The sequence below is a fragment of the Phocaeicola fibrisolvens genome (assembly GCF_025567125.1).
Taxonomy (GTDB): Bacteria; Bacteroidota; Bacteroidia; order Bacteroidales; family Bacteroidaceae; genus Phocaeicola; species Phocaeicola fibrisolvens.
Window position 1 is genome coordinate 13,051 of sequence record NZ_JAOQJI010000011.1, and the last position, 12,674, is coordinate 25,724.

The following is a 12,674-nucleotide window of genomic DNA, read 5'->3' on the forward strand; positions in this document are numbered from 1 at the left end:
ACCCTCCTTTATACGTACGACAGCAATTCCGGCAAATCGGTAATGATGAGGTCCGGAAGGGTTTCGTCTATTTCTTCATTTCCCCAGCCTTCGCCTTTCAGCCAGGCTACCTTGCAGCCCACTTTCTTTGCGGGCACCATGTCCTTCGAGAAGGAATCGCCTACCACCAGCACATTCTCGGCGGGCAGGCCCATGGCTTCCACGCCCAGGCGGTAGATGGCCGGGTCGGGTTTGCGCACGCCCACCACCGACGACTCGATGATGTCGGAAAAGAAATCGAACAGGCCGAAGTCTTTCAGGATGGTCTGGATGTTTCCGTAGAAATTGGACACCAACACCAGCTTATAGCGTTCGGAAAGGGTCTTCACCACGGGACGGGTACGCTCCAGCACGTCCAGCACGTAGCGGTAGCAGCTGTCGGCCACCTTTTCGGCATAGCGCTCGCGGCTGGCGGTCGCTTCGTCCAGCTTGCCCTGCTCCACCAGGTATTTCACCTGAATGTCGGTCTTGATGCGCAGCACATCGTGGAAGTTATGTTCCGGCTTCACCAGCGGCACCCGGGCCAGCGTGCGCTCGCCATGTACGTACGCCTCACGGAAACTGGCTTTGTCTACCGGCACCTGAAATTCTTCATACTTGCTCCACAGCACTTCCGCCCAATGGCGGCTGTTCGTATCAATCGTACCTCCGTAATCAAAGATTACGCCTTTCACATCTGTCAGTTTATTCATCTTTTGTCTTATTTTGGGTTCCGTTGCCGACTTTCATCAGCAACACTCCGATTACAATCCAAATCAATTCGCGCACACGGGTAATCAGTCCGGTATAGATGCCGAACGCACTCGGAATGGCCAGTCCGCCCACGGCCAGCGCGAATCCTCCCTCACGGGCACCCAACTGCATGGGCGAGAAGAAGAACAGGTTGGCAAACAGGGAGGTGAAGGCCATAATCAGGATGCACGACAGGAAACTCACGTGGTCGGTCAGAATGTTCAGGATGAAGAACACCTCGGCACAGCCCACGATGCGGGCCATGAACTCCAGTCCCAGCGACACGTAGAACGTACTCTTCCGCTGCTTGTGGAGTTCGGCAATCTGTGCGTCTACCTTCTCCAGCGATTCTTTTTTCTCCTCCAGAAAACGGTGGGCCCAGCGCTTCACGTAGGGCACATGGCCCAACAGCTTGAACGTGCGCACGGCCATTCCGTTGCGGTAGCCTTTCATGAAGAAATAGATGGCCAGCAGGCAGAAGAAGGCCACCACCGCCAGCACGATGCCCATTCCCCAGTTCATCGGCTCAAAAATGAGATACAGCACCACGCCCGACAGCCAGAAGCAGAAATGGGAGAAGATGTGCATCATCGCGTAGAGGATGACCGACGAAGTGGCCTTGCTGGCGCCCACGTAAGGGGTCAGCTCCATGATGCGGTAGGGCTCCCCGCCCATCAGTCCCACGGGAGTGGCATAGTTCAGGGCAAAGCCGGAAACGGTCAGCTTGTACACTTTCCAGAAAGGCACCTTGGCATGCTTCCCGTCGCGGATGATGACATACCACGACCAGGTGTTCAGGTAGTAGATGAACACCCACAGCAGGATGACGGCCGGAAACCAGATACCGGCTTTCCGCAGGTTCTGCCAGAGTTCCTGGTAGTCCATGTCGAACGTGCAGAGCATGACCACGATGGCAAAGATGCCGAAGAACCAGAATATGTTGCGAAATTTCTCTTTCATTAGTTAGCGTATTTATGGTAAAGGAATGCGCACAAGGCTTCGTGACGGTGACGCATGTACACGAACAAGGAAGTCATCACCACAATCTCGAAGATAAAATACAACCAGGGCTCTCCAATCAGCAGACTGATGTAGAGGGCTATCGCACGGGTGTTGAACGTCAGGATGTTGGTGTACTTCATCAGCGGAAGGCTCAGGGCACGGAACTCGTCACGCAGCGACTGAGGAATATTGTCGCCATAACGCTCCTGCACAAAGGCATAGAAACGCTGGAAATTCGGGGTCATCTGTTCCTGCTTGCGGGTATAGTTGCCGTAAAAATACAGGAAAGCTTTCCACCAGAAGTTGCCTTTCCAGGGCAGACTGTGGAAAATCTCACGCTGCTGCTTGAAGTTGTCCAGCTCACTGCCGGCCTTTCCCTTCAGGAAAAACAGGTGGATGTTGCGGTAATAATCGGCCAGCGTACATTGCTTGCTGTGGCACACCGTACCGGAGAACAAGGCAATCAGCCAGATATAAATGCTCCAGGTCTGTCCGGAAGCCTCTCCGATATGGAAAGGAAGCGGCTGGTTCATCAGGCGCAGGCAGATGGCCGCATAAATCGTGATAAACCAAAGGTCGCCGGCAAATCCGTCGAGCATACGTCCCCAGCGGGTTTTCTTGCCGGTCATACGCGCCAGCTGTCCGTCGCAACTGTCATAATGGTTGGCCCACATCAGCAGAAAAATACCAATCAGCGTATGGGTCATGTCGGGATAATAGAACATTACCCCTGCCGCCACCCCGAGGATGATGGACAGGATGGTCACCACATTGGGATGGACGCCGAAACGCTGGAAAAACAAGGCCCACACATAACCGATGGGGCGATTGAAATGGATGTCCAGAAACTCTTCTGTATCCATGGACTTGAAAGAAGCCTCTACTCCTTTTTTCTCCGTACTCATTCTTTTTCTAATTTGTGCATGATGCGGTTATAAATACATTTGGCTATTTCCGGTCCGGCTTCCACGCGGCAGCGGGCAAAGCTGGGCCAGTCGTTGAAATCGATGATACGGATTTCGCCCGTGGACGACACCACGCAGTCGCCTCCGTAAATAGGAACGTTCAGCACCTCGGCCGCCTTGTTGGCGTAGGCCTGCAGCTGCTTCACGTCGAAGGGGAATCCACGGGTCTCGCCATTGATGGCTTCCAGTCCGAACTTGCTGTGCGATTGTTCCGTGGGATAGAAACTGTAGAAGAAATCGGTTCCCTGCACCCCGTAGAACTTCACCAAATCACCTACCAGGTGCTCGTTGACCACGGCTACCGGGATGTTCCGTTTCCGGAAATCGGCCATCACCACTTCCGCCTCTTCCCGGCACTCCACATACACCACGTCTTCTTTCACCATGGCATGCGAATTACCCCGCTTGATCCAGCAAGGGAAAATGGAAGGGGTAAACTTCCCGTCGGTGGGAATAATGAAACTCTTCGGATGGGCTACCCCGTTTGCCATCAGCAGTTCCGTCATCTGCTGACGGACACAATTATCGATGCCGTACGCTGAATTCACCACCAGCGCTCCCCCGGCTTCCAGTTCTTTCAAGCGTTCAATAGTGGCTCTGTCGCGCGCCATGTCAAAGATAAACGCTGCCTCTATCTTTTGGGCCACAAACTCCTTTTCCGGATACACAGTGACCTCACACCCCATTTTCTCCAATGCTTCTGCCGCCAACCGGAGGATGGCTGCGTCATTGTCTACGTGATTCGGGGAATACTCATTACCGCGGCTCACACCGACTACCCGAATCTTCTCTCCTCTCTTATACATTCTATTATTATTCTAGATTTTACGCAAAAAATCAGGTTTTATTCTTTTATTTCGTTTGGTATATTTAATCTTGTCCGTTCAAAAAAGCCTCTGCTTTCACGATGTCGTCCGCATGGTCCACATCCAGAATCTTTGAAAAAGGATAAGCCTTGAGCTGCAAACCGTCGGCCACCAGCTGACGCTGGAAGTTGCGCATGCGCGACATGCCCTGCGCCATGCATTTCTCCAACGTCACAATTGATTGGGGTGACAAGCAATAAATTCCGCCGGAAATGTAGCGTGTGTCGGGTTGCAGGCTGTCATAGAACCCGGTGATACGATTTGACGCATCCGTCCCGATGTACAAAGGTTTCTCGTCGTCGATATAATCCGTCACGGCCATCATGCCGTCGCCATCGTAAGCCTTAAAGGCCTCAATGAAACGGGCAAACTCTTCTTCCCGGAAAATGGTGTCGACAGTGGTCAGACAGAAACGGTCGTCTTTCAAATAACGGCTCAACTCATAAAAACTGTGCATGGAGCTGGGGGTCGTTTTAACCACTACCCGCAAAGGTACTTCGGAGTTTTTTTCCAGTTCACGCAAATGCGCTTTCGTCAATGGCACCTCGTTGTTGATGATGACAACCACTTCTTCCGCCCCGTTCTGTGCGAAGATATGTATCAGGCGGTCAATCATGGCCACTCCGTTCAGTTGCACCAAAGGCTTGGGCAACTGAACTCCTTCTTGTGACAACCGGGACCCCTCCCCGGCTGATATGATTGCAAACTTCATGTTATTCTTCTTCTATGCTATCTAATTTCAGTTTATCGCTATCGTCACGTTTTTCATAATACTGCTTGCGCAACGGGCGTGCGCTGATTTCCTTTTCCCATGCACGGTTGCGGAACACGTCCATGGCCACATACACGGCCTGACGGAACGAATCTTCCGAAGCCACGCCTTTTCCGGCAATGTCGTAGGCCGTGCCGTGAGCCGGCGAGGTGCGTACGATAGGCAGTCCGGCGGTGAAGTTCACACCCTCGTCCATGGCCAGTGCCTTGAACGGAGCCAGTCCCTGGTCGTGATACATGGCCAGGATACCGTCGAAGTGGGTATAGTTACCGGAACCCATGAAACCGTCGGCCGGATAAGGTCCGAAGCACTGCACGCCCTTGGCAATCATTTCCTTCATGGCCGGAATGATAATCTCCTCTTCTTCCGTCCCCAGCAGGCCGTGGTCGCCGGCATGCGGATTCAAGGAAAATACGGCGATACGCGGGTTGTCGATACCGAAATCCTTCTTCAGCGACTGGTGGAAGATTTCCATCTTTTCCATAATCAGTTCCTTGGTCAGCATGCCGGGGATGTCGCGCACCGGCACATGTCCCGTGACCAACGCCACGCGGAAGTCACCTTTCAGCAGAATCATGAGAGCCTTCTGTCCGTCGCCCACCCGTTCCTCGATGTATTCCGTGTGTCCGGGAAAATGGAACGTATCCGACTGGATGGTATGCTTGTTGATGGGAGCCGTGACCAGCACATCGAACAAACCGGCCCGATAATCGGCCAGTGCTTTTTCCAGCGCCGTCAGTGCCGCCTTTCCCGCTTCGGGAGTCGGTTTGGAAAGTTCCACCTTCAGTTCTTCCTCAATGCAGTTCACCACATTCACCCTTCCGTCCTGCGCATCTTCTGCCGTATTCACGATACTGAAGTTGGTCGGTATCTCCATGGCCTTGCGATGATAAGCCGCCACCTTAGGCGAACCATAGATGACCGGTGTACACAGTTCCAGCATGGTCGGGTCGGAGAAGGTTTTCAAGATCACTTCATAACCTACTCCATTTATATCTCCGTGAGTGATTCCCACTCTAATTTTACGATTTTCCATATTTATTGCTTATTCTGTTCAGCTTCTTTTTTCACTTGCTCTTCCGAAATGGTATTGTCTACCGGAATTTCCGACACTTCTTTTTCCGACGGAAGCTGCAAGGTGTAAAGCGCCGCATTCAACTTACGAATCTGGTCGCGTTTCAGCTTGCCCGGGTTATAGACAAATCCTTCCACCACGATGACGCGGGCATGCTCACGGTCTACCCGTACATGTGATACAAACGGGCCTCCCATGGCATCATTCTTCATGTCCCACAAGCCGCGGGCTTCAAACGCATAATCTCCTTTCACGGCAATGTTGCGGGTAGTAAGGAAGATGGAGTCGGATGTTTCCATGTACATGCCTTCCCGTTCACCCGGCAGGTTGACCTTCATCACCGAGTCGCGCTTGTGGATAAAATATTCCTTGGTAAAAGTATCCTTATCGCGGAACGGATAGGAATACATCACAAAGTTCAGGTCGTTCAGGTTGCTGGAAGCCCAAAGAAAATCTTTTCCTACCTTATACGACTCCAGTTCCACCGGCATCCAGATGTCACAGTCAAACAGGCTCTTCACCTTCGTAGAAATCAGTTCGCTGTGCTTCTTTTCCAGCAATTTAATCTGACGGTTCATCTCGGCACGGGTGAAGAAATCGATAATCACCTGTCCGTTCTTCGACACATAATCGGCAAACTCCTGCTGGTTGGGTGCCTGGATGGTCATAATCATCTGCGGAGAAGAATAGGCATCACGGGTATATTTGAACTTGGGCTGGGTATAGATGTCCTGAATGTCCACGATAATAATGTTACGGAACAGACGGATCGACCGGTTGAACGCATCCGGTCGCACACGCGAAATACGGAACGAACGTTCCGGCTGCGGCAATCCCGGTACATCGGTGTCCAACACATGGAAAAGGGCACTGTCCGGACTCATCCAACATTTGTCGTCGGCCACTACCATCACTTCGTAGGGGCGTCCGCTGGACCCCGGAGTGATGATGCTCTTTCCGCTGTTACGGCAGGAAGAGAATGACAGCACTGCCAAGGCTATCCCAAGATAAAATGTTACTCGTTTCATAATATTCTGGTATTAAATGGTTTCACTTTCTTTTTCTTTCTTCTCGGCCTGTTGCTGGGCGGTGGAAAGCATGCCGCAAGCGGCAAAAATATCTTCTCCGCGGGAGGCACGGATGGTGGCAAACAAGCCATGCTGAGTCAGATAATCACGGAAGGCAATCATCGACTCCATATCGGCCCCTTCCAAATCCACATTCGGGATGGCATGGAAACGAATCAGGTTCATCCGGCAATCCAGTCCCCGCAACAGCTTGACCAGTTCCTTGGCGTAAATCAAGCTGTCGTTCACGCCCTTGAACACGATGTATTCAAAAGACAGGCGGCGTTGCTTGCTGAAATCATATTTGCGGAGGATGTCCACGATTTCCGTGATGGAGAACGCCTTCTCGGCCGGCATCAGTTCCCGGCGCTGAGCGGGAAACGGCGAATGCAGGCTGATGGCCAGGTGGCAGTCGCTCTCTTCCAGGAAGCGCTCCAACCCTTTCCGCAGACCTACGGACGACACCGTGATACGCTTCGGGCTCCATTTGTAGCCATAATCGGCCGTCAGGATTTCCAAGGCACGCAACACTTCATCGAGGTTGTCGAACGGCTCTCCCATTCCCATGAACACCACATTGGTCAGGGTGTCCCGCTCGGGCACTGAATAAATCTGGTTCAGAATCTGGGCAGCCGTCAGGCTGGTGGTGTACCCTTGCTTTCCGGTCATACAGAACTTACAGTTCATCTTGCATCCCACTTGCGAAGACACGCAGAGCGTGGCCCGGTCTTCGTCGGGAATATATACGGATTCGATGTAATCACCTTCGGGCGTGCAAAACAAGTACTTCACTGTTCCGTCTACCGAACGCATCGCATGCACCGGTGCACTGGCCCCCACTTCGTAGTTCTCCATCAACCGCTCCCGGTTCTTCAATGAAAGGTTGGTCATCTCTTCAATCGAACCCACCTTCTTGTCGTACAACCACGAAGCAATCTGTCCGGCCGTAAACTTGGGCATCCCCAAATCCTGCACAATCGCTTTCAATTCGCTCAGTGTTTTCCCCAATAAAGGAGTTTTTGTCATCATAATTCTCTTATATTCTACACATTTAGCGTACAAAGTTAGGGAAAAAATAAGATATATTCCCTATCTTTGTCCGTATAAATGTATTAAATATGAATAATCTAGTGACTTGTTTCCTTCCTTACGAAGGTGATAACCAACAGAATAAGACCATCGAGGGACTGAGCGCCAGTTCCCGGACAGACCAGATATTCCTACTAACCGACCACCCGGAAAACGCAGGTGCCCCTACCGGCAAATGCCGCATCCTCCCGTTTTTCTCTTTCCAGCAGACCGACGGCATCCGACAGATGCTCGCTCTGACGCATACGCCCTACCTGCTCATCTACACCAAGACGCAGGCGCTGGACATGGGATACATGGCGCTGGAACGCATGTGCGACTACCTGGGTGCCCCGGAGACCGGCATGGTCTATGCCGACCACTACCAGGTGGCCGACGGGGTGCGACAGCCTCATCCGGTCATCGACTACCAGCCGGGAAGCGTGCGCGATGATTTCGACTTCGGCTCGGTGCTGCTTTTCAAGACGGCGGCCTTGCAGGAAGCCTTTGAATGTATCACCCACCAGCCGGAATACCGCTACTCGGCCCTCTATGCCGTGCGACTGGCCCTCTCCCAACAGCACGAACTGACTCATATCCGCGAGTATCTTTATACCGAAATTGAAGAAGACACCCGCAAGTCGGGCGAGAAGCAGTTCGACTACGTGGACCCGCGCAACCGGAGTGTACAACTGGAACGGGAAACGGCCTTTACCTATTATTTAAAGCATATCGGGGCTTTCCTGCCTCCGGTACAACGGGACATCGACCTTACGGAAGGAGAATTTGCCTACGAGGCGTCGGTCATCATCCCCGTACGCAACCGCATCCGCACCATTGCCGATGCCATTGATTCCGTCTTGACCCAAGAGACCGATTTTCCTTTCAACGTGATTGTCATCGACAACCATTCGACCGACGGCACCACGGAGTGCATCGACCGCTATGCCGGCAACGAGAAGGTAATCCACCTCATTCCGGAACGGGACGACCTGGGTATCGGCGGATGCTGGAACCTGGGCGTACATCATCCGCTCTGCGGACGCTTTGCCGTGCAACTGGACAGTGACGATTTGTACAGCAGTCCGTCTACCCTCCAGACGATTGTCGACAAATTCCGTCGGGAACGCTGCGCCATGGTCATCGGTTCGTACCGCATGACCAATTTCCAGCTGGAGACTTTGCCGCCGGGCGTCATCGACCACAAGGAATGGACCGACACCAACGGTCATAACAATGCCCTCCGCATCAACGGACTGGGCGCACCCCGCGCTTTCTTCACCCCGCTGCTACGGAAGATACGTGTGCCGAACACCAGCTACGGCGAAGACTATGCCCTGGGACTGGCCTTCTCCCGCGAATACCGCATCAGCCGTATCTATGATGTGCTTTATCTGTGCCGCCGCTGGGAAGGCAACTCCGACGCGGCCTTGAGCATCGAAAAACAGAATCAGAACAACAGCTATAAGGACAGCCTGCGTACGCTAGAAATACGCAAACGGCAAGCCATGCTCCGCCGTCCGCTTTCCTGGGAAGAAGCCTCTCCGGAGATTTCGGCAGAGGCCTTCATCCACCACCAGCTGGACACCTGGCCGCTGGCTCGCAAGAACCATGAGGCCTTGGCCGACGTGCAAACCCGCACGCTTCCGCTGGACGGCAACCCCATCACCGTGCAGTTCAACCCGGCCCGTGCCGTTTCCACCTGTGCCAAAGTGGACAAGGCTTCCATTGCGGCCCGCCCCTGTTTCCTCTGCCTGAGCCACAAGCCGGAAGAGCAACAGAGTCTCCGCATCCTGCTGGACGAAGCTTTCAGTCTGCGGCTGAACCCCTATCCTATCCTGCCGGGACACCTCACGATTTCCACGGAACGGCATCAGTGGCAGACTTTGGCCGACAAGACCGCCCGCCGGTTGCCTGAGCGGCTGGTCGACTGGCTGGAAAAACATTTTGCCGAGGGCTACACCGTATTCTATAACGGAGCCAAATGCGGCGCCTCCGCTCCCGACCATTTCCATTTCCAGGCCGTACGTCAGAAAGATGTGCCCCTCATCCAGCAATGGGACAAACTGATGGACACCGCCGTAGAAAAAGGTTTCGAGCCGCTCGCCGACGGGAAATCCTGCATTGCCTACGACATTGAAGGATACATCTGTCCACTGCGTGCCTTCATTACCCAGGGAGGAATGGGTACCGGCATCCGGCTGATTGACAGCTACCTGCGCAGCCTGCCCTTGCCCGAAGGAGAGATGGAGCCCCGCTACAACCTGTTTGCCTGGAACGACCCCCGCTACGGGTTTGTCACGGTCTACATTCCGCGTACCGTCCACCGTCCGCAATGCTACACCGCCGAAGGGGATGCCCAACTGCTCGTCAGTCCCGGTGCCCTCGACATGGCCGGCATCCTCGTAACGGCCCGCGAAGAAGATTTCCAAAAACTGAATGCCGACATCCTACGACAAATCTATCACGAAGTAACACATTAAGCATCATGAAAGAACCCGAAATAAACGTGGGCATCGTCAATGCCCTTGAAATACATTTCACCCTCAATGCCAAGTTCCTGGCCAAAGGAGAAACCGTCTCCGGCAAGCAGCATGTATCCTTCGACGAAGGAGGCATCTTCTGGAACGGCAACGTGTACCGCGAACTGACTTTTACCCCACTGGAAGACGACGCTTCCTTCTCGCTCGAAGACGTGACCATCGGCATCAACTTCCATTGGGAGCGACAGGAGACACAGACCTTCCTGGGCACCCTGCGACTGGTAGTAGACGAGGGAAAAATTACGGCCATCAACCAACTTCCAGCCGAAGACTACCTAACCAGCGTCATTTCGTCGGAGATGAGTGCCACCTCTTCCCTGGAGTTCCTGAAAGCCCATGCCGTGATTTCTCGGAGCTGGCTGCTGGCCCAGATTGAGAAGCGGAAAGCCCTCAGCAAACAAGACGGAGGTTTCTTCCCCTTCTTCAAGACCGATACGGAATATATCCGCTGGTACGACCGCGAAGACCATACCATCTTCGATGTCTGCGCCGACGACCATTGTCAGCGCTACCAAGGCATCACCCGCGCATCGAACCAGAGCGTGGTGGAAGCGGTCAAGGAAACCCGCGGACAGGTGCTCATGTACAAGCACGCCATCTGCGACGCCCGTTTCTCCAAGTGCTGCGGCGGGGTGACCGAAGAGTTCAACTACTGCTGGGAGGACAAGAAATATCCCTACCTCAGTGCCGTGCGCGACCTGGACACCGAATCCCCGCTGCCCGACCTGACAAAGGAGGAGGAAGCCGAACGCTGGATTCGCCAACGACCAGAATCGTTCTGCCACACCACCGACCCGAAAATTCTCTCCCAGATTCTCAACCACTACGACCAGGAGACACAGGATTTCTACCGCTGGAAGGTGATGTATACGCAGGAGGAACTGGCCGGACTGATTGCCACCCACACTAAAAGTGACTACGGCGAGATTCTCGACCTCATTCCCGTGGAACGTGGAAAGTCGGGCCGCATCAGCCGCCTGAAGATTGTAGGTACTTTGAAGACGATGATTATCGGAAAGGAACTGGAGATACGACGGACCCTCTCACCCACCCACCTGTTCAGCTCGGCCTTCGTGGTCGACAAGGGACCGGAAGTGAACGGCGTACCGGAATGGTTCGAACTGACCGGCGCCGGATGGGGACACGGCGTGGGACTCTGCCAGATTGGCGCCGCCGTGATGGGCGAAAAAGGCTATGCCTACGACCAGATTCTGCTGCACTACTACCAGGGAGCTGAAATCCGCAAGTTATACTAAATCCTGACGGCCATGCACACACGTTCTCCTTGGTATTGGGTGCCTTCGCTCTACTTTGCCGAAGGCCTTCCCTACGTAGCGGTCATGATTCTCTCGCTGGTGATGTACAAGCGGATGGGCATCTCGAACACGGAGGTAGCCCTCTACACCAGCTGGCTGAACCTGCCCTGGGTCATCAAGCCCCTGTGGAGCCCGTTTGTCGACCTGCTCCGCACCAAACGGTGGTGGATTGTCGTCACCCAGCTGCTGCTGGGAGCAGGACTGGCCGGCATTGCCTTCACCATCCCTACAAGTCATTTCTTCCAGACCACCCTGGCCGTGTTCTGGCTGGTGGCCTTCAGCTCCGCCACCCACGACATCGCCGCCGACGGGTTCTATATGCTGGGACTTACGCCGCACCAGCAAGCCTTCTTCGTGGGCATCCGCAGCACCTTCTACCGCTTTGCTACCATTGCCGGACAAGGGCTGCTCATCATGCTGGCCGGACGGCTGGAAGAAGTGACCGGCCGCACTTCCTACGCCTGGAGCATCACCTTCTTCACGCTGGCAGGTTGTCTGCTGGCCTTGTGGCTCTACCATTCTTTCGTCTTGCCACGGCCCGACCAGGACCGTCCTTCGGCCACGCACCCGAAAAGTGCCAAAGGTATCCTGACCGACTTCCTGCTCACCTTCCGCTCCTTCTTCCAGAAAGAACAGGCCCTCACCGCCATCCTGTTCATGCTGCTCTACCGCCTGCCGGAAGCCCAGCTGGCCAAGATGGGCATCCCGTTCCTGCTCGACCCCGTGGAACAAGGAGGTCTCGGCATGACTACCGCCCAAATCGGATTTGCACAAGGCACGCTCGGCATCGTCGGACTGACCCTGGGAGGCATCTTGGGAGGTATCGCTGTGGCACGCCACGGACTCCGTCGCTGGCTCTGGCCCATGGTGTGGGCCATCTCCCTGCCCGACCTGGTCTATGTGTACCTGAGCTACTCCCAGCCCGACAGCCTCGTTCTCATCAACAGCTGCATCTTCGTGGAACAGTTCGGTTACGGATTTGGCTTCACGGCCTATATGCTCTACCTGATTTATTTTGCCAACGGCACGCACAAGACCTCGCACTATGCCATCTGCACGGCCTTCATGGCCTTGGGCATGATGCTGCCAGGCATGATTGCCGGATGGATGCAGGAAACCCTGGGCTACCAGCTGTTCTTCATCTGGATTATGGTCTGCACCCTGGCCACCTTCGGTGTGACCGCTTTGCTGAAAATTGATCCTGAATTTGGGAAAAAATAAAAGAAGCG

10 protein-coding genes and 2 pseudogenes are annotated in these 12,674 nt (G+C 54.2%); 4 read left to right on the plus strand and 8 right to left on the minus strand.

From position 1 onward, the window contains the following. Positions 1–8: 8 nt before the first annotated feature. From OCV81_RS06590 to rlmN, 8 genes are all read right to left on the minus strand, one after another. On the minus strand, positions 9–731 hold the full coding sequence (locus tag OCV81_RS06590; protein WP_148329370.1) for an HAD family hydrolase: 723 nt from the start codon (positions 729–731) through the stop codon (positions 9–11). Next, on the minus strand, positions 724–1,731 hold the full coding sequence (locus OCV81_RS06595) for a lysylphosphatidylglycerol synthase transmembrane domain-containing protein (RefSeq protein WP_148329371.1): 1,008 nt from the start codon (positions 1,729–1,731) through the stop codon (positions 724–726). The genes OCV81_RS06590 and OCV81_RS06595 overlap by 8 nt, the downstream gene beginning before the upstream one ends. After that, the gene (locus tag OCV81_RS06600) at positions 1,731–2,678 is read right to left on the minus strand and encodes a CDP-alcohol phosphatidyltransferase family protein (RefSeq protein WP_022354382.1); all 948 of its coding nucleotides are present in this window, start codon (positions 2,676–2,678) and stop codon (positions 1,731–1,733) included. Before OCV81_RS06600 ends, OCV81_RS06595 begins: the two co-directional genes overlap by 1 nt. Next, the gene (locus OCV81_RS06605) at positions 2,675–3,544 is read right to left on the minus strand and encodes an ATP-grasp domain-containing protein (protein WP_148329372.1); all 870 of its coding nucleotides are present in this window, start codon (positions 3,542–3,544) and stop codon (positions 2,675–2,677) included. The genes OCV81_RS06600 and OCV81_RS06605 overlap by 4 nt, the downstream gene beginning before the upstream one ends. Positions 3,545–3,608: 64 nt before the next feature. Next, complete coding sequence (locus OCV81_RS06610; RefSeq protein WP_148329373.1) at positions 3,609–4,316, minus strand: nucleotidyltransferase family protein; 708 nt, start codon at positions 4,314–4,316, stop codon at positions 3,609–3,611. Position 4,317: 1 nt separating this feature from the next. After that, positions 4,318–5,412, minus strand: coding sequence for a 4-hydroxythreonine-4-phosphate dehydrogenase PdxA (gene pdxA / locus OCV81_RS06615; protein ID WP_148329374.1), 1,095 nt, complete (start codon positions 5,410–5,412; stop codon positions 4,318–4,320). 2 nt (positions 5,413–5,414) lie between these two features. Beyond that, positions 5,415–6,479 carry a DUF4837 family protein gene (locus tag OCV81_RS06620; protein WP_148329375.1) on the minus strand — a complete coding sequence of 355 codons (1,065 nt, stop codon included), beginning with the start codon at positions 6,477–6,479 and terminating at the stop codon, positions 5,415–5,417. Positions 6,480–6,491: 12 nt separating this feature from the next. After that, the gene (gene rlmN / locus OCV81_RS06625) at positions 6,492–7,544 is read right to left on the minus strand and encodes a 23S rRNA (adenine(2503)-C(2))-methyltransferase RlmN (RefSeq protein WP_148329419.1); all 1,053 of its coding nucleotides are present in this window, start codon (positions 7,542–7,544) and stop codon (positions 6,492–6,494) included. 407 nt (positions 7,545–7,951) lie between these two features. Here rlmN and OCV81_RS17825 point away from each other — a divergent pair. From OCV81_RS17825 to OCV81_RS06640, 4 genes and pseudogenes are all read left to right on the plus strand, one after another. Beyond that, a pseudogene (locus OCV81_RS17825) lies at positions 7,952–8,692 on the plus strand (glycosyltransferase family 2 protein); the annotation flags it as partial. A 51-nt stretch (positions 8,693–8,743) separates the two neighbouring features. Further along, positions 8,744–9,601, plus strand: a pseudogene (locus OCV81_RS17830) (DUF4922 domain-containing protein); the annotation flags it as partial. A gap of 473 nt (positions 9,602–10,074) precedes the next feature. Continuing rightward, positions 10,075–11,385: a SpoIID/LytB domain-containing protein gene (locus OCV81_RS06635; RefSeq protein ID WP_148329377.1), complete on the plus strand. Its 1,311-nt coding sequence runs from the start codon at positions 10,075–10,077 to the stop codon at positions 11,383–11,385. A 12-nt stretch (positions 11,386–11,397) separates the two neighbouring features. After that, positions 11,398–12,666 (plus strand): MFS transporter, encoded by a 1,269-nt coding sequence (locus tag OCV81_RS06640; RefSeq protein WP_394802526.1) that lies wholly within the window; start codon positions 11,398–11,400, stop codon positions 12,664–12,666. The last annotated feature ends 8 nt before the right edge of the window (positions 12,667–12,674 follow it).

Coding starts and splice junctions, on each gene's coding strand:
- rlmN (WP_148329419.1), bottom strand. CDS start 7,544: ATGACAAAAACTCCTTTATTGGGGAAAACACTGAGCGAATTGAAAGCG.
- pdxA (WP_148329374.1), bottom strand. CDS start 5,412: ATGGAAAATCGTAAAATTAGAGTGGGAATCACTCACGGAGATATAAAT.
- OCV81_RS06640 (WP_394802526.1), top strand. CDS start 11,398: ATGCACACACGTTCTCCTTGGTATTGGGTGCCTTCGCTCTACTTTGCC.
- OCV81_RS06620 (WP_148329375.1), bottom strand. CDS start 6,479: ATGAAACGAGTAACATTTTATCTTGGGATAGCCTTGGCAGTGCTGTCA.
- OCV81_RS06590 (WP_148329370.1), bottom strand. CDS start 731: ATGAATAAACTGACAGATGTGAAAGGCGTAATCTTTGATTACGGAGGT.
- OCV81_RS06600 (WP_022354382.1), bottom strand. CDS start 2,678: ATGAGTACGGAGAAAAAAGGAGTAGAGGCTTCTTTCAAGTCCATGGAT.
- OCV81_RS06605 (WP_148329372.1), bottom strand. CDS start 3,544: ATGTATAAGAGAGGAGAGAAGATTCGGGTAGTCGGTGTGAGCCGCGGT.
- OCV81_RS06635 (WP_148329377.1), top strand. CDS start 10,075: ATGAAAGAACCCGAAATAAACGTGGGCATCGTCAATGCCCTTGAAATA.
- OCV81_RS06610 (WP_148329373.1), bottom strand. CDS start 4,316: ATGAAGTTTGCAATCATATCAGCCGGGGAGGGGTCCCGGTTGTCACAA.
- OCV81_RS06595 (WP_148329371.1), bottom strand. CDS start 1,731: ATGAAAGAGAAATTTCGCAACATATTCTGGTTCTTCGGCATCTTTGCC.